A 15958-nucleotide genomic window follows, 5' to 3' on the forward strand; every position below is an offset into this window, starting at 1 on the left:
CAACTAATGAAATCAAGTTATTTACTTATAACGGCAACTAAGGTGCGCGTTGCAGTACAACTTCGAGGCCCGTCGGCGTGCGGCCTTTATATTCACCTTCTTTCTGCCGGTTGAGGTGAGTAATGCCACTGCCTTCGGCATTCATCAGCCAGATACCATCCGGCGTTGGCGTCCAGGTCAGGGGCTTGTCGCCCAACCAGTTGGCGACACACGCCACATCGCCGCCCAAGGCATTGGCCTGTTCCAGCAAGTCCAGCGCGCAGACCTGGTCCTGCTGGTGCAACTGCCAATGCCCGGCCAACTGGGCGGAGGTAGGTAATACGAGACTGCTTGCCATTGCGTGGGCTCCTGCCGACACGAACATCACCTGCAGCACGCAGGCGATCAGATTAAACATACGCCGCATCTTCATGCTCCATCCGTAAGGCGCGGCGCCGAAGCGCCGCGCCCGTGCATCACGCCACGATGTCGCTGACCGCAGCCTGGCCGACGGTGGTGACGAGGAAGTCCGCCACGCCGTGCCCGGAGAAGTCCACTGCCAGAGTGCCCAGGTTGGTACCTGCGGCGTAGGTGAGGACCGCATCGCCGGCATGCCCGGTAAAGGCATTGACGAAGGTCAGGCCTGCGCCCTTGGTGATACCAGACAGGTCGATCTTGTCGGAACCGGAGGTAAAGTCAAAGATCTTGTCCGCCGCGCCCGGCTTGGAATCGGAGCTGGCACCGAACACAAAGGTGTCGTTGCCCGCGCCGCCCCACAGCTGGTCTGCCCCGCCGCCGCCGTAGATGATGTCGTTGCCGGCACCGCCCTTGATCACGTTGGCCGCGTTATTGCCGATGATCAAATCGTTGCCGGCGCCACCGAAGGCGTTCTCGACGGTCACGCCCTTGGCGATGGACACGTTGCCCACCAGGCCGCCCACGTCGGAGAACGAGGCTTCATTGAGGTTGATCTTCTGGTTTTGGGTAAAACCGGAGAAGTCCAGGGTGTCGTTGCCACCGCCGTCCCACACCGAGAACACCAGCTTGTCGGCATTGGAGGTGGCGCTGTAGAAGTCACGCCCGGTGTTGGAGTTGAAGCCGTAGGTGGTGTCGCCGGCACGGGTGTTGTAGTTGGCGCCGTAAAGCTTCTGGATCGCCGCGATGTCGTCGATCAGTGGAGCAGACGCGTACGCCTCGACCCCACCCTTGCTGAAGTTCTGGTTGGTGTTGCTCTCGCTCCAGTAGCTCATCAGGCTGTAGCCGCGCGTGTCCTGTCCATAGGTCGCGTCGTTGTAGGTCGGGTTGCCGTTCCCGGCGTTGTAGTCGCCGGGGTGGGCCAGGCCCAGGGTGTGGCCGATTTCGTGAGTAAGGGTCTGCCGGCCGTAGTTGTTCAGGTCCGGGGTCTTGTTCGGCGTGTAGCTGTTGTTGGTCAAGTACCACGAGGTGCCGTCGTAGCCTGCGCCAGTGCCGGGCAGGTAGGCGAAGGCTGCCGCGCCGTCCTGGCCGCTGCTGTAGTTGCCGAAGGTCATGTGGCCATCACCGCCGGTGGCTTTCTCGGTGAAGGTGACGTTGGCCACGTCCGCCCAGGATTGCATGGCCAGTACGGCCTGTGCTTTCTGCTGGGCATTGAACTGGCTGAAGCCTGCGATGCCATGTTTGTTCATGGTGCTCGAGGAGGCCGAGGTCAGGAAGGTGTAGGTCAGGTCGATCTTGCCGTTGCCGTCAAAGTCCCGGTACGCGGCGCCGTCGCGCAGCAGCTGGGTGGCCGCCTGGTCAACGGTATAGGAGGGTTTGCCATTGATCGTGAGGTTGCCGCCACGGTCATACAGATGGCTGAAGGTATCGATTTGCGAGTAAGCGGTGCTGGCTTGCGCCGCCGACACGATAGCCTTGTCTTTTACTTTTGACATAAACGTACTTCCTTGTTTGCAAGTGCATCAGTCTTTGATCGATAGGAACCCCGCGGGCGAGATCGTCCTATCACTCGCCTCTTTTGAAGGCGTAAGAAAACTGACACAACTTGAAATCTTTCGTCTACATCTTTTCCAGCACTAAAAAACCCCAGGCAAACACTCCGTGTAAGTTCCGCTCCCTGTTTATTGGGGAGTACCGCTGTTGTCCGACAAAAAACACCGCAACGGTATTTAAATATTAAATAGCACTAATGCCGCTCAAGTTGAGCGGCATTCGCTATTAATGGATCCAATATATTGCCACGGTGCCATTGGCAACATTAAACAGCCACTATTTATAGTAATAAGTTAGTGTGTCCCCTATTTCCGGGACACACTCCAGCCGGTGTTGTGCAATGCCGCCAACAGCGTGTCGGCGTCCAGGCCCGGCACGCGCGCACCTTGATCGGTGAGCATGTCCTCCCCGGCCAGCATCGCATTGATGATTGCCTCCTCAACGGCCTCCGCCGCCGCGCTGAACAGCGGCGAAATATGGTCGTTGTTGACCATCTGCAATGCACTGCTGAACGGCAGGCCCTTGCGCCCGTAATCCGCCGGCGGCAAATCCTGGTTACCCGTGGCAAACGCCAGGAACAGATCGCCGCTGGAGTCCTCGGTGCCGCCGCCGGTGCGGGCGATGCCGATGGATGCACGTTGTGCCAGGCGCTGGCACTGGTGCGGCAGCAACGGCGCGTCCGTGGCGATGATCACCACAATCGAACCCATGCCCGGCGTACCTTGCTCTGCGAACGGCGACGCAATGTCCATCAGGCGGCGCCCCACCGGGTAGCCGTCCACCCGCAGTTCCTGGCGCTTGCCGTGGTTGGCCTGCACCAGCACGCCAACGGTCCAGCCGCCCTGCTCCGCCGGCAGGCGCCGCGAGGATGTACCGATGCCGCCCTTGAACTCGTGGCAGATCATGCCGGTGCCTCCGCCGACCGCGCCCTCCTGCACCGGGCCGGTTTCGGCGTTGCCCACCGCTTCGCGCACATGCTCGGGCCCCACGTGCTGGCCCCAGATATCGTTGAGCAGGCCGTCATAGGTTTCCATCACCACCGGCATGCACCAATACACCGCCGGGTCCGCCAGGCGTTCGCGTTCCAGGGCGATCAGGCTGTCGCGCACGATGCCGATGCTGTGGGTGTTGGTGATGGCCAGCGGCGTGGTCAGCAGCCCCGCTTCGCTGACCCATTCCAGGCCGGTGGCGTCACCGTTGCCATTGAGCACGTGGTACCCGGCAAAGCACGGTTGCAGGCGAGCCTCCCCCGCGCGCGGCTGGATCACGCTGACGCCGGTGCGCACCTGCTTGCCATCGATACGGGTCTTGAGCGTGCTGTGCCCGACCCGTACCCCCGGCACATCAGTGATGGCGTTCCACTCACCGGGCGTGCCCAGCCCCAACGTGATGCCCAATTGACGTGCGCGCATAACTACTCCTTACAATTTCTGGAAGACCGGACTCAACCGGCCACTGATGCAATACAGGATCACCGACAGGGCCAGCAGGCCGAGGATGATCAGGATGTCGCGGACCGAGGCCGCCACGATCAAAGTCATTAACAAATAGCCCGCGCCCAGCACCGCCACCAACGCCGGCAACGGCCACAGCGGCATGCGATAGGGATGCTCGCGATCACGCAGCAGCACCCGGCTCATCAACGCGCTCAACGCCACCACCAGGTACACCAGCATGATCAGCAATACGCTGAACGACGTCAGGTCGGCCAGGTTGGAGCTGAAACTCAGCAGCGCCGATGGGATCGCCAGGAACAGCGTAGCCAACCACGGCGAATCCCAGCGCGGGTGAATGCGCGTGAACAGCTTGTTGATGCCCGGCGTCCACAGCGCATCGCGCCCGCTGCTGAACACCACGCGGCCGATCTGGATCACGATGGCGACAATGGCGTTGAACACCGACAGGAAGATCCCGGCGCTGACCAGGCGCGACAGGGTTTCATTGCCATGGCTGGTCAGCAGGTAGCCGATGGGGTCCGGGCTGCTGATCATCGCGCTCAGGGACGGCGCGCCGATCAACAGGGCAGTGATCGGCACCAACTCGATGATCACCACCAACCCCAGCGACCACAACACCGCCTTGTGCACGCCTTTGCCGCCGCATTTCATGTCTTCGGCGAGCAACACCGCCGGGCCGTAGCCGTTGTAGGAAAACAGGCCGATGCCCACCGCGCCGATCACCAGGGCCCAGGGCGCCAGGTGCAACACGCCGTTTTCGACGATCTGCGGCTGGAACAGCACGCTGGCCGGTTGCACCGGGTTGCCGAAGCCGATCACCACGATCACCAGCAGCGCTGCGACTTCCAGCAACAGGCAGGTGCCGGTGATCCAGGCATTGAGCTTGATATTGAGGATGCCCAGGGCGTAGCTGCACACCACGATCACCAGGGCCACCGTCTGCGAATCAAACTTCGTGCCCAGGGCGTTATTCAGATACGTTGCCGCGCCCGTAGCCAGTACCGGCGGGATAAACAGCAACATCACCAGCACGGTCAGGAATGTCGCGTAGCCCGCCATGCCGCCGAACACGCGCTTGGCGTATACATATTCGCCACCGGCGCTGTTGTGAGCACGGCCCAGTTCGGCGTAGCAAAACGCAAACATCAGCGCGAGCAGACCGGCCATCACGAACGCCAGGAACACTCCGCTGCCGGCCTGCTGGATGGCAAACGGTGCGATCACAAACACGGAACTGGCCGGCGTCACCGCTGATACGGTGATGGCGACCACATCGAACACACTCAAGGTGGGTTTCAACACGCCGTCGGGCGTGGGGGAAATGCTCATATCGTTATCCTCTGTCGTTGTTCTTGGTATGAGGCAGAAACGAAAAATCTGATAAGTCACGGGATATGTTTCCCGCTGAATGATGCGGACGTTAATACGTGAGGGCATGTCGGCCAATTCCCCTATTGGCGTACTCCCCTTGACGCCACCCGGCAAAAGCCGAACCCTTGGCCGATCTTTTTGCCGGCGGGAGCCTGTCACATGAGCCTGTTTCGCGAGGTTGGGATGCACGCCGGCCTGGGCCGCACCGTTGAGCACATCGGCACCGAGCGTTTCTGGAAGCAGTTGGTGCTGTTGCTGCACCAATGCCTGCCCTTCGATAACGCCCTGGCGATCTTCTACCCCTTGGAAGGGCCACCCCAGGCCCTGGAAGAATACGACGCCCAGCCCAGCAGCAAGCCGGCGTCGATGCTGGTGTACCTCAACGGCTTGTATTTGCTCGACCCGTTCTTCCAGGCCTGTCGCGAGGGGTATGCCAGCGGGGTGTACCGCCTGGAGGAAGTGGCGCCGGATCATTTTCGCCAGAGTGAGTACTTCCTCAATTACTTCCACGACAACGTGCTGGAAGACGAGGTGCAATTCATCCTGCAACTGCCGGGCGCGGGCACGCTGTCGCTGTCGCTGGGCATGCAGCGGCGCTTCAGTTTTGAGGAGACCGGGTTGATGGCCACGGTGGCAGCCTGGGTGTTGCCGCTGATGCAGCAACACTGGCAGCAAAGTACCCAGCGTGCGCCGGCGATGGACAGCCAGATCCGGGATGCGCTGAGCCAATTCGGCTGTGGTGTGCTCTCGGATCGCGAACTGGAGATCGCCCGCCTGGTGCTGCGCGGGTTCTCGTCCAAGGCCATGGCCGAACGCCTGAACATCTCGCCGGACACGGTGAAGGTGCACCGTCGACACTTGTACGCCAAGCTGGATATCTCGTCACAGCCGGAGCTGTTTTCGTTGTTTATCCAGTCGTTGGGGCATGATCTGGAGAATCCGTGAATGCGGATATCACTACCCGGTAAAGAGCGGCGATCTGAAGTCGACTTCAGAAAACCGCCCTGTCGGTTTCAAGCCTTTCAACCCATTCCGAAGATAGAGTACACAACGTCTATCACATCACCCTGCGGGGTTTCAGCCTCCACACGTCCTCGAATCCAGTCAATCGGACCGGAGCGAATAAACAGCACCTCGGCACTGACTGCAAGGCGGCCCGCAGTCGAGCCATGCGGGACGTAAATAACCCTCAAGACTTTGTCCGCTAATGTGTAAGTACCGCTTGGCGTGTCACGATCCTTAATCTCGACTTGGATGATTGCTGGCGCTAGCGGATCTGAACCTTCCATTCGGCCAATAAATCGAATATTTCCACCTTGTTCGTCGCGATAGACCGATGTCGCTATGAAAATACTCGGCACACCGCCAGTGGTTACCGCACCCACCATGCTACCGAACGGGTAGATTTTCGGCAGGACGATATCAGGGACGTTTGGCATAAAAACTCCTTTTTCCATTTGATGACTAGTAGGCATCAGGAGCTTAAGTCATTTGTCCAAACATAAAACCTGTCAGAAATGACAGTCTAGGAAATCGGTTTTAATCGCTAGAAACTCTATGGACCGCGCCTGCAGTGAAGGACGGGTCCATAGGCGGCCTGCCACACCTACCGGGTGCTGGAATTAGGGCCGCTTCGCAGCCCAGCGCGGGACAAGCCCGCTCACCACGGAATTTCAGCGGCCGGTACGGACGGTGTTCCACACCCGCGTACGCACACGGTCGATATTCAGTGGCATCGCTTCCAGCGCAAACAATTTGCCCATCATTGCAGGGCTTGGGTACACCTTGGTATCGGCCTTGATCGCCGGGTCCACCAGGCTGTCGGCGGCCTGGTTGCCATTGGCGTAGTGCACGTAGTTGGTGATGCTGGCCATCACGTCCGGACGCAGCAGGTAGTTCATGAACGCGTAGCCGGCTTTTTCATCCGGTGCATCGGCGGGCATGGCGACCATGTCGAACCAGATGGCGGCGCCTTCCTTGGGGATGTTGTAGCCGATGTTCACGCCGTTCTTGGCCTCTTTGGCGCGGCTTTCGGCTTGCAGGATGTCGCCGGAGAAGCCAACAGCCACGCAGATATCACCGTTGGCCAGGTCGGCGGTGTATTTCGAGGAGTGGAAGTACGCCACGTAAGGTCGCACTTTCATCAGCAGGTCTTCAGCCTTCTTGTAGTCCTCGGGTTTCTTGCTGTGGTGCGGCAAGCCCAGGTAGTTGAGCGCGGCCGGCAGCAGTTCCGGGCCGTTGTCGAGGATCGCCACCCCGCATTTCTGCAGCTTGGCCATGTTTTCCGGCTTGAAGATCAGGTCCCAGGAATCCACCGGCGCGTTGTCACCCAGCACGGCCTTGACCTTGTCGATGTTGTAGCCGATGCCGGTGCTGCCCCACAGGTACGGGAAACCATGGGCATTGCCCGGGTCGTTGTTTTCCAGGGCCTTGAGCAGTACCGGGTTGAGGTTCTTCCAATTGGGCAACTGGCTCTTGTCGAGCTTCTTCAATGCCCCGCCCTGGATCTGCCGGGCCATGAAATGGTTGGACGGGAACACCACGTCGTAGCCGGATTTACCGGTCATCAACTTGCCGTCGAGGGTTTCATTGCTGTCGTACACGTCGTAGGTGAAACCGATGCCGGTTTCTTTCTGGAAGTTCTTGGTGGTATCCGGCGCGATGTAGTCCGACCAGTTGTAGATTTTTACCGTCTCGGTGGCCTGGCTGACAGAGGCCACCAACATCAAGGGCAACAGGGCAATGGCTTTCATGGTTCGATTTCCTGGCGGTTTTAGGGCTGTTTTTATGGCAGGCGATCAAGGATCAAAGCGTTACAGGATCAATACATAGGTCTTGCGCACGGTCTCCTGGATATCCCAGATGCCGGTGCTGTTGGCCGGCAACATCAGTGCATCACCGGCTTGTATGTGGACGACTTCACCGTTGTCCGGGGTAAAGGTGCAGCGGCCCTGGATAAAGTGGCAGAACTCCTGGGATTTGATCTGCCGACGCCAACGGCCTGGGGTGCACTCCCAGATGCCGGTCTCGACGCCGTCGTTGCGCTCGACGCTCAGGGTCGACGCAATGGCAATGGGCTCACCCAAGGGCACGGCGACGGGCGACGAGTCCGGCAGGTGGGCGTTCAGCGTGTCTTTGAACTGAGTGATGCTCATGGGTTTTCCCGTGTGAATGAAACGACTTAGTGCATGAAACCTTCCATGAACCCGGCCACACCGGCCGCCAGTTTGCGGCGCCAAGGGGCGGTATTGGGGTTGGCCAGTACCTGGTCTTCATGGACGAAACTGCGAATGATCGCGTTGTAGCCCAGCCAGCGGCAGGGTTCGGGTTCCCAGGGTTTGAGCGCGTCCAGGCCGCGTTCGCGGATGACCCAGGGCTGATGGGTCAACAACGTGTCGCGGCCCAGGATCAGGTCGGCCAGGGTGCGGCCGCCCAGGTTGGTCGCGCCAACGCCCTCCCCGCCGTAACCGCCGGACAGCGCGATGCCGGTCTTGTGGTCGCAGAGCATGTGCGGACGGAAATTGCGCGACATGCCCAGGTTGCCGCCCCAGGAATGGGTAATCCTGACGTTCTTGAGCTGTGGGAACAGCTCGCCGAACAGATAGCGACGCAGCTCCACTTCGCTGTCGGTCAAATCGAAGTCGTGGCGTAGCTTCCCGGCGAATTGGTAACCGCCGCGCGCGCCGAATACCAGGCGGTTATCCGCCGAACGCTGACCGTAGGTGACCTGGCGACTGCTTTCACCAAAGGCCTGGCCATGGCTCAGGCCGATCTCATCCCAGGTGCTGGCGGGTAACGGCTCGGTGGCGACGATCAGGCTTTGCACCGGCAGTTGGTAGCGACCCAGCGGCGGCAAGGTGGTGGCATAGCCCTCCACCGCCGGCACCACCCAGGCCGCCCGCACACCGGCCTTTGCGGTACGCAGGCTGCCGGATTGCCAGTGGGTGACCGGGCTGTTTTCGTAGATCATCACGCCCATGCTCTCGACCACCCGCGCCAGGCCACGCACCAGCTTGGCCGGGTTGATGGTTGCGACATGGGGCGCGTAAATGCCGCCATAGGGCTTGGCGATGCGGATTTGCTCGGCCAACTGCTGCGGGGCGAGCCAGCGGTAGTCGTCTTCGGTCAGGCCTTGGGCGTAGAGTTTGTCCAAATAGCGGCGCAGGCTGCCTTCCTGCTCGGGGTAGCGCGCGGCACAGTACAAGGCGCCGCCCTTGCGGTAGTCGCAGTCGATGCCTTCACGTGCCAGCACCTGGGCCACTTCATCGGGGATGGCGTGCAGCAGGTCAAACGAAGCGCGACGTTGTTCGGGATTCAGGCCGGCGAGCAAGCGGTCCTCACCCAGCAGATTACCCATCAGCCAGCCGCCATTACGGCCAGATGCACCGAAACCGGCCGTTTGCGCTTCGATGATGGCGATTTTCAGCTCAGGAGCCTGGCGTTTCAGGTAGTACGCGGTCCACAGCCCGGTGTAACCGGCGCCGATAATGGCCACGTTGACGTCCAGGTCATGCTCCAGCGTCGGCCGCGCCTGCAGCGGGTCGTCCAACTGGTCCATCCATAAACTGATGTTGCGCCATGCCGGCATGCCAGGTTCCCCTACCTCGTTTCGATAGGGTTGATCCTAGAGCGCCGTGTTATGGGCTGTCTTGCGCGCGTGCACGCAGAGAAATTTGTTTGACGTAGGCCTTGGGCGACTGGCCCGTATGCTGGCGGAACGCGCTGTAGAACGCCGACAGCGAATTGAAACCGGCGGCAAACGCCAGGTCATCGACCTTGATCGGCGGTACGGCCTGATCCAGCGCGGCCAGTAAATGCTGGAGCCTTGCCTGGTTGACGTAGCGGTAGAAGCTTTGCCCCAGCACCTGGTTCAGCAGGTAGGAAATTTGATTGCGGCTGTAGCCGCACTCCTTGGCCACCCGTTGCAGGTCCAGCTCCGGGTCCAGGTAAGGTTGCTTGCGTTCGAAATACTGTTGCAGGTCATTGGCCATATGCCCCAATTGCTGGGGCGACAGGCCCAGGCGGCTGACAGAGGGCCGTGCGGCCTGGGCCGGCTGCTCGTGCACCAGGGACGCGTATTCGTTGACCCGCCAGATCAACCCGTCGCGCACCGTAATGGCTTCGCTGGTGCGGAATGACACCAGGCCCTGGCTGCCCCGCAAGGTGATGCGGTACTGGATGAACGCGGTATCGCCGTCGGCACGGATACGGTCGCTGTGCTCGATTGCTTCGTCAGCCTCACGGGGCATGCTGGCTTGCAGGTAATCGCGCAAGTCGGCGAAACCGACGACTCGGTTCTGGAAAAAGTCGTGGTATTGGATGTCCGGGTGGTAGTAGGACATCACGCCTTCCAGGTCCCGGTGGCGCCAGCAGAGGTGATGGCGTAACACCAACTCTCGCGTGGCGTGGGATTGCTGGCAATCATCGTCTGCAGCGATGTCGGGCATGGACGGCTCTGCGGCGGGTAAACCCTGGAGATTGCCGAAATTTCCCGGGCGCTTCAATGGCCAATTGACGCTTCCGACTAATGGCCTTTTGCCCAATCCCAAGTAGGACATGACCCACATCAACCTTATGGAAAACAACCGCCGAACGGGGCCGAAAAAGTCACCTTGCGGTGACGAACGAATGCTATTTTTAAGCTCTACACCGCCACGACCAGTGAAGGTCTGGCCCCCTGCCGCGAGCTAAAGGAAGCGCTCAATGAACAAGGTGGGCAACATGAATAAAGTGACGTTCCCCAACGCCTGCCAGCTGATGCGTTGGCATTTTCATCCGATGGGCTTCGAGGGCAGCATGGACGCGCCCGGCAGTATGATCGCCCGCCTGTTCGACCGCGCCAGCGGCGAGACGTTGATTGCCATTGCCGGCATCCCCTGTGCCACGGTGATGAATGCCGCCGATGTGGAGCGGATCATCGAGGCGGTGGAGGACGAGTTGGAGTCGTTTGTGCCGCCGCAGTCCCTGCGGGCCTGAAGTGATCAGCGCCTAAAAGCGCTGATCATCAAAAAACGCTTTCCTGCCATCTACCCGCTCCGACGCCTTGGGCACATTCACTGCCTGGCCTTCGGGCTTTTCCACGTACCAGTAGCAATGACTCACCGCCCGGGTGATGCCCACATACGCCAGGCGCAAGATCTCGTCCTTCTGCGCGTTGTCGTACGGCTCGCTGTCCCCGTCCTTACCCAGGCCCGCCATGCGGTACACCTGGTTTTTATACGGCGAACGGGTGACATGCTGGCAATCCCCAAGCAGGAATACCGCATCGGCCTGCAGCCCCTTGGCGCTGTGGTAGGTCAATTGTTTCAGCCTGCGCGCCGGAGGCGGCAAGCTAGAATCCACATTAACTATTGACTGAATATGCTCTTGAATCAGTAATTTATCGCTACTTTTTCGATAGAGCATTAGCACGGATTCGCCGCGCTGGTAATGCTCCAGCAATTGCCGTCCCAATGCCGCATCGTCCCGTTCCAGCACCATGACCGGCACCAAAGCCTTGGGCGCCCCGCTGGCCTTGGCCTTCTTGCCGGGGATGGCGGGTGCGGCGCGCACGATATGCTCGGCCGCGTCGATGATGTACTGGTGACTGCGATAGTTCTCGCCCAGCATCACTCGGGTGGTGGCAGGCGATGGGAACTCCGTGTTGAATTCCATGAAGTACTTGGACGAACTCCCACGCCAGCCGTAGATCGACTGCCAGTCATCCCCCACACACAACAGTGATGAATGCTGGGCGCCGCGCCCGACGTGCATGGCCGGGCCACGGCTGCGGATCTCGCGCAGGCTGGCACGGATCCACGAGACGATCTGTGGCGAAACGTCCTGGAACTCGTCGATCATCAGGTGCGACAGCGGCCGTAACAGCGGGTCGCTGAGCAGCTTGAGGTTTTCCGGGGTGTTCTCGCCGAACAGCGAGAACATGCGGTTGTAGGTCATGATCGGCGGCGACTGGTCCAGCAGGTGATCTTCCAGGGCCTTCCAGAAAATGCTCAGGGCTTCGAAGAAGAAGCGGTCCGGGTCATCCTTGGCAAAGCTCATCTGCCCAACCGCGGTGGGTACATCCAGCCCAAGGTTCTCGATAAACCCGGCCGCCATCACGAAACTGTCCAGCAACGGCGCCGAAGCCAGCTCGCCTTTGACCTTGTAATCGAAGCCTGGCCCAGCAGTGGCATCCCCTGCCAAGCTACTCAACAGACGCCTTGAGGATTCATAACTATCTATCCATATCAATGGCTTACGACAGAAAGCTTGAAACAAAGTGCGTTTTACCGCCCATTCTGCGCGCACTGGCAGTTTCGCGTTGGGCCGGCTGAGCTGGGCATTTTCCCGCGAGTCGAAGCCCAGTACGACCCAGGCGTCCAGTTCGGGGATATAGCCATGGCAGTGAAATTGCGCGCCATTGATCTCCACGGTCTGGCGATTGGGCTCGATGCCCTTGATCGGCCAGGCACCGGCGCGAAACCACAGGTCCTCGATTACATCACACAGCTCTTCATCACGCTTGGCTGCCAGTTCGGTCACCGCTACGCGCTTTTGCACGTCAGGATGATCACGCTCCAGTTCCTTGAGCTGCAGGCCATGGCGTGCCAGCGGCGCAATCAACTCGCGAAAGCGTGGGTGCCGCCCATGCAGGTGGTGATAACAGGCATTCATTTGCTGGCGCTGGGCATCGTTGATGCGCAGGTCAAAGGGGTTGCTGTCGGCGTCTTCGAAGCCCGAGTTGAGGTTTTCGAACGCTTGCAGGCGTTCAAAGCCCGGCAGGCTGCGCACCATCGGCAGAATGCGCGAATGAAAGGTACGCACCACGGCCTGCGCTTCTTTCATACCAAGGGGTTGGCCCCACAGGTTGAGAATTTCCATGAGCTTGTTGATGAAGTCTTTGCGCGACTCTCGGGTAAAGGTCACCACGGTCATGGAGCTCAGCTCAAAGCCCAGGTAATGGGTCAGCAACAGGATACGCAGCACCAGCGAGGTGGATTTACCCGCGCCAGCCCCGGCAATCACCGAGGTTGAAGGCGTGTCGCTGAAAATCATCTTCCACTGTGCCGCGCTGGGCTGGGCATGGGCCGGTAGCAATCGCGCGACATCCGCCTTGATGCGCTTCTTCAACTCGGCAGTGAGCGGCAGGCGCCAATCATCGAACAGGCTGTCGTCCACACCCGGCGCTCGGTGCTCATCGGGGCGGAAGTCACGAATCAGCAGGACCTGCCGGCCTTCCTCGATGCCATCGGCCTTGCCTTCGCGATAACCGTATTCCACGCCGGCCTCGTGCCCACTGCGAAAACCGTCGGCCTGCCCGTGCAACCAGGAAAACCGATGCTGGGCGCGCAAGCGGGTCAGGCCATGGCCAAACAGGCGCGCGGCCAAGCGTTTCAATAGCGGCATTTCAGCCAAGGGGCGCAGTTCGGGAGGAAGATCAGGCTTTTGTTGCGACACGCGGACTCCTGCGTTGAGCTGGGTTGTGACAAGTGCGCCATGGTCGCCGGAATCGACGTTCAGTTCCAGCCAATTGCTTTGCAGTCATGCAGTTAGGCGATGAACTGAAAGTCAAAACGCCACTAACCAATCCATTAAATCGATAGGAATCAGGCATTTTTTACGCTTTTTATCGATCATGGGCTGCAGGATCATAGGCCCATCCACAGGAGACGATCATGCTTGAACTTCGACCATTCAATTCCCTGGGCGGCGCCCACCATGGCTGGCTTGACGCCCATCACCACTTTTCATTCGCCGAGTACCACGACCCCAAGCGTATGCACTGGGGCAACCTGCGGGTGTGGAACGACGACATCATCGCGCCCGGCACTGGCTTCCCGCAGCACCCACACCGCGACATGGAGATCATCACTTATGTGCGTGAAGGTGCGATCAGCCATGCCGACAACCTTGGCAACAAGGGCCGCACCGAGGCCGGTGATGTGCAAGTGATGAGCGCGGGCACCGGGATCGCTCACAGCGAGTACAACCTGGAAGATGCGCCGACGAAGATTTTCCAGATCTGGATTATTCCGAATGAAGCCGGTTTGCCGCCTTCGTGGGGCGCCAAGCCGTTCCCGAAAGGCGACCGCGAGGGGTTTGTGACACTGGCCAGTGGCAAGGCCGGGGACAATGAAAGCCTGCGTATTCGTGCGGATGCGCGACTGGTGGCAGCGAACCTGAAAGCCGGGGAAACTGTCGAGTACCGGCTGGACGGTGGGCGTCGTGCGTATCTAGTGCCGGCGACGGGCGTGATTGAAGTCAATGGCTTGCGTGCACAAGCGCGAGACGGTGTTGCGGTAGAGAATGAACAGGTTTTGCGGGTAACCGCGATCGAGGACAGCGAAATCGTCCTGGTAGACCTGGCCTGACCTCAATCAACTGTGGGAGGGGGCTTGCCCCCGATGGCTGTGTTTCAGAAAAAGAGATGCAAACTGACACACCGCTATCGGGGGCAAGCCCCCTCCCACATTGATATTGCAGCGTTAGTCGGAGATGGCGCCGTCCACCAACACCTGCGCCTCTTCCACCAACTGCTTGAGGTGATCGTCACCGATAAAGCTCTCGGCGTAGATCTTGTAGATATCCTCGGTGCCCGATGGCCGCGCGGCAAACCAGCCGTTTTCGGTCATCACTTTCAAGCCGCCGATCGCCTGGTTATTGCCCGGCGCGTGGCTGAGGATCTGCTGGATGCGTTCGCCGGCCAGCTCGGTCGAGGTCACCTGATCGGGCGACAGCTTGCCCAGCAAGGCTTTCTGCGCCGGCGTGGCCTTGGCGTCCACGCGAATCGCAAACGGCTCACCCAGGGCGTCGGTCAGGCCACGGTAGATCTGGCTCGGGTCCTGGCCTTTGCGCGAGGTCATTTCCGCTGCCAGCAACGCCGGGATCAGGCCGTCCTTGTCAGTACTCCAGACCGTGCCGTCCTTGCGCAGGAACGAGGCACCGGCGCTTTCTTCGCCGCCAAAACCCAGCGAGCCTTCGAACAGGCCATCGGCAAACCACTTGAAGCCGACCGGCACTTCGTACAGGCGACGGCCGATGCGGGCCGCCACGCGGTCGATCAAGCCGCTGCTGACCACGGTCTTGCCCACCGCCGCGTCTGCGCGCCAGTCCGGACGGTTCTGGAACAGGTAGTCGATGGACACGGCCAGGTAGTTGTTCGGCGCCAGCAGGCCGCCGGACGGCGTCACGATACCGTGACGGTCATGGTCCGGGTCGCAGGCGAAGGCCACGTCGAACCGTTCCTTGAGGCCGATCAGGCCTTGCATGGCGTAGCTGGAGGACGGGTCCATGCGGATCTGGCCGTCCCAGTCGACGCTCATGAAGCGGAAAGTCGCGTCGACTTCGGTGTTCACTACGTCCAGGTTCAAGCGGTAGTGCTCGGCAATCGCCGACCAGTAGCGCACCCCTGCTCCGCCCAGCGGGTCAACGCCCAGGCGCAGGTCGGCGCTGCGGATAGCGTCCATGTCGATCACGTTGACCAGGTCGGCCACGTAGCTGTTGAGGTAATCGTGGCGATGGGTAGTGTCGGCCTTGAGCGCCTGCGCGTGAGTGATGCGCTTGACCCCGGCCAGTTTGTTGGCGAGCAGCTCGTTGGCCTTGGCTTCGATCCACTTGGTCACGTGGGTGTCGGCCGGGCCGCCATTGGGCGGGTTGTACTTGTAGCCGCCACTCTGCGGCGGGTTGTGCGATGGCGTGATGACGATGCCGTCAGCCAGGCCGCTGGTGCGACCACGGTTGTAGCAGATGATGGCGTGGGAGATGGACGGGGTCGGCGTGTATTCATCGCCTTCGGCGAGCATCACGTGCACGCCGTTGGCAGCCAGCACTTCCAGGGCGCTGGCACCGGCAGGTGTCGACAACGCATGGGTGTCCAGGCCGACAAACAGCGGGCCGTTGATGCCCTGGGCTTCGCGATACAGGCAGATCGCCTGGCTAATGGCGAGCACATGCCACTCGTTGAAGCTCAGTTCGAACGAGCTGCCACGGTGCCCGGACGTCCCGAACGCCACGCGCTGAGTGGAGATTGCTGCATCAGGCTGGCCAGTGTAATAGGCCGTAACCAGTCGCGGGATATCCACCAGCAACTGGGCTGGCGCCGGCTTGCCCGCAAAAGGACTGATTGTCATGCATAAACCTCGGAAAGAAGGATTCGGAAAAAAATGGCAGTTTACTGAGAGTTGGACTGCTGCGCGACGGTATCG

The 15958-nt window shown here is 60.4% G+C and carries 14 protein-coding genes; 3 read left to right on the plus strand and 11 right to left on the minus strand.

The annotated features are described in order from the left end of the window. Positions 1–37: 37 nt before the first annotated feature. The 4 genes from M2497_RS16345 to M2497_RS16360 all read right to left on the minus strand — a co-directional run bounded on the left by M2497_RS16345 (position 38) and on the right by M2497_RS16360 (position 4733). A complete protein-coding gene (locus tag M2497_RS16345; RefSeq protein WP_248481611.1) occupies positions 38–406 on the minus strand; it encodes an AprI/Inh family metalloprotease inhibitor in 369 nt (122 codons plus the stop codon). Positions 407–455: 49 nt separating this feature from the next. Continuing rightward, a complete protein-coding gene (locus M2497_RS16350; RefSeq protein ID WP_248481613.1) occupies positions 456–1889 on the minus strand; it encodes a serralysin family metalloprotease in 1434 nt (477 codons plus the stop codon). Positions 1890–2252: 363 nt separating this feature from the next. Continuing rightward, positions 2253–3359 (minus strand): P1 family peptidase, encoded by a 1107-nt coding sequence (locus tag M2497_RS16355; protein ID WP_248481615.1) that lies wholly within the window; start codon positions 3357–3359, stop codon positions 2253–2255. 9 nt (positions 3360–3368) lie between these two features. Further along, complete coding sequence (locus tag M2497_RS16360) at positions 3369–4733, minus strand: APC family permease (RefSeq protein ID WP_248481617.1); 1365 nt, start codon at positions 4731–4733, stop codon at positions 3369–3371. A 201-nt stretch (positions 4734–4934) separates the two neighbouring features. Between M2497_RS16360 and M2497_RS16365 the strand changes: the two genes are divergently transcribed. Beyond that, positions 4935–5720, plus strand: coding sequence for a helix-turn-helix transcriptional regulator (locus tag M2497_RS16365; RefSeq protein WP_248481619.1), 786 nt, complete (start codon positions 4935–4937; stop codon positions 5718–5720). 77 nt (positions 5721–5797) lie between these two features. Here M2497_RS16365 and M2497_RS16370 read toward each other — a convergent pair whose 3' ends face one another. From M2497_RS16370 to M2497_RS16390, 5 genes are all read right to left on the minus strand, one after another. Further along, positions 5798–6214, minus strand: a complete 417-nt coding sequence (locus M2497_RS16370) for a hypothetical protein (RefSeq protein WP_248481621.1) — start codon at positions 6212–6214, stop codon at positions 5798–5800. A gap of 234 nt (positions 6215–6448) precedes the next feature. Next, positions 6449–7528 (minus strand): polyamine ABC transporter substrate-binding protein, encoded by a 1080-nt coding sequence (locus M2497_RS16375; protein ID WP_248481623.1) that lies wholly within the window; start codon positions 7526–7528, stop codon positions 6449–6451. Positions 7529–7588: 60 nt separating this feature from the next. Then, positions 7589–7930, minus strand: coding sequence for a cupin domain-containing protein (locus M2497_RS16380; protein WP_248481625.1), 342 nt, complete (start codon positions 7928–7930; stop codon positions 7589–7591). A 26-nt stretch (positions 7931–7956) separates the two neighbouring features. Continuing rightward, entirely contained in the window at positions 7957–9363 is a 1407-nt protein-coding gene (locus M2497_RS16385) for an FAD-binding oxidoreductase (RefSeq protein ID WP_248481627.1), read from the minus strand. A gap of 49 nt (positions 9364–9412) precedes the next feature. Next, on the minus strand, positions 9413–10222 hold the full coding sequence (locus M2497_RS16390) for a helix-turn-helix domain-containing protein (RefSeq protein WP_248481629.1): 810 nt from the start codon (positions 10220–10222) through the stop codon (positions 9413–9415). A 256-nt stretch (positions 10223–10478) separates the two neighbouring features. On the opposite strand from M2497_RS16390, the gene M2497_RS16395 reads away from it, so the two are divergent. Continuing rightward, complete coding sequence (locus M2497_RS16395; protein WP_058425948.1) at positions 10479–10751, plus strand: DUF1652 domain-containing protein; 273 nt, start codon at positions 10479–10481, stop codon at positions 10749–10751. 12 nt (positions 10752–10763) lie between these two features. Here M2497_RS16395 and M2497_RS16400 read toward each other — a convergent pair whose 3' ends face one another. Then, positions 10764–13211, minus strand: coding sequence for a UvrD-helicase domain-containing protein (locus tag M2497_RS16400; RefSeq protein ID WP_248481631.1), 2448 nt, complete (start codon positions 13209–13211; stop codon positions 10764–10766). Positions 13212–13429: 218 nt separating this feature from the next. Here M2497_RS16400 and M2497_RS16405 point away from each other — a divergent pair, with 218 nt between their 5' ends. Then, positions 13430–14125, plus strand: a complete 696-nt coding sequence (locus M2497_RS16405; RefSeq protein WP_071495688.1) for a pirin family protein — start codon at positions 13430–13432, stop codon at positions 14123–14125. Positions 14126–14239: 114 nt separating this feature from the next. On the opposite strand, the gene pgm is transcribed toward M2497_RS16405, so the two are convergent. Continuing rightward, positions 14240–15883 carry a phosphoglucomutase (alpha-D-glucose-1,6-bisphosphate-dependent) gene (gene pgm / locus M2497_RS16410; RefSeq protein ID WP_248481633.1) on the minus strand — a complete coding sequence of 548 codons (1644 nt, stop codon included), beginning with the start codon at positions 15881–15883 and terminating at the stop codon, positions 14240–14242. Between the last annotated feature and the right edge of the window lie 75 nt (positions 15884–15958).

It is taken from the genome of Pseudomonas sp. CYM-20-01, from assembly GCF_023169845.1.
Lineage (GTDB): Bacteria > Pseudomonadota > Gammaproteobacteria > Pseudomonadales > Pseudomonadaceae > Aquipseudomonas > Aquipseudomonas azotoformans.

Bases quoted from the DNA above. Each gene is read 5' to 3' on its own strand.
- M2497_RS16345 (WP_248481611.1), bottom strand. From the start codon at position 406: ATGCGGCGTATGTTTAATCTGATCGCCTGCGTGCTGCAGGTGATGTTC.
- M2497_RS16350 (WP_248481613.1), bottom strand. From the start codon at position 1,889: ATGTCAAAAGTAAAAGACAAGGCTATCGTGTCGGCGGCGCAAGCCAGC.
- M2497_RS16355 (WP_248481615.1), bottom strand. From the start codon at position 3,359: ATGCGCGCACGTCAATTGGGCATCACGTTGGGGCTGGGCACGCCCGGT.
- M2497_RS16360 (WP_248481617.1), bottom strand. From the start codon at position 4,733: ATGAGCATTTCCCCCACGCCCGACGGCGTGTTGAAACCCACCTTGAGT.
- M2497_RS16365 (WP_248481619.1), top strand. From the start codon at position 4,935: ATGAGCCTGTTTCGCGAGGTTGGGATGCACGCCGGCCTGGGCCGCACC.
- M2497_RS16370 (WP_248481621.1), bottom strand. From the start codon at position 6,214: ATGCCAAACGTCCCTGATATCGTCCTGCCGAAAATCTACCCGTTCGGT.
- M2497_RS16375 (WP_248481623.1), bottom strand. From the start codon at position 7,528: ATGAAAGCCATTGCCCTGTTGCCCTTGATGTTGGTGGCCTCTGTCAGC.
- M2497_RS16380 (WP_248481625.1), bottom strand. From the start codon at position 7,930: ATGAGCATCACTCAGTTCAAAGACACGCTGAACGCCCACCTGCCGGAC.
- M2497_RS16385 (WP_248481627.1), bottom strand. From the start codon at position 9,363: ATGCCGGCATGGCGCAACATCAGTTTATGGATGGACCAGTTGGACGAC.
- M2497_RS16390 (WP_248481629.1), bottom strand. From the start codon at position 10,222: ATGCCCGACATCGCTGCAGACGATGATTGCCAGCAATCCCACGCCACG.
- M2497_RS16395 (WP_058425948.1), top strand. From the start codon at position 10,479: ATGAACAAGGTGGGCAACATGAATAAAGTGACGTTCCCCAACGCCTGC.
- M2497_RS16405 (WP_071495688.1), top strand. From the start codon at position 13,430: ATGCTTGAACTTCGACCATTCAATTCCCTGGGCGGCGCCCACCATGGC.
- pgm (WP_248481633.1), bottom strand. From the start codon at position 15,883: ATGACAATCAGTCCTTTTGCGGGCAAGCCGGCGCCAGCCCAGTTGCTG.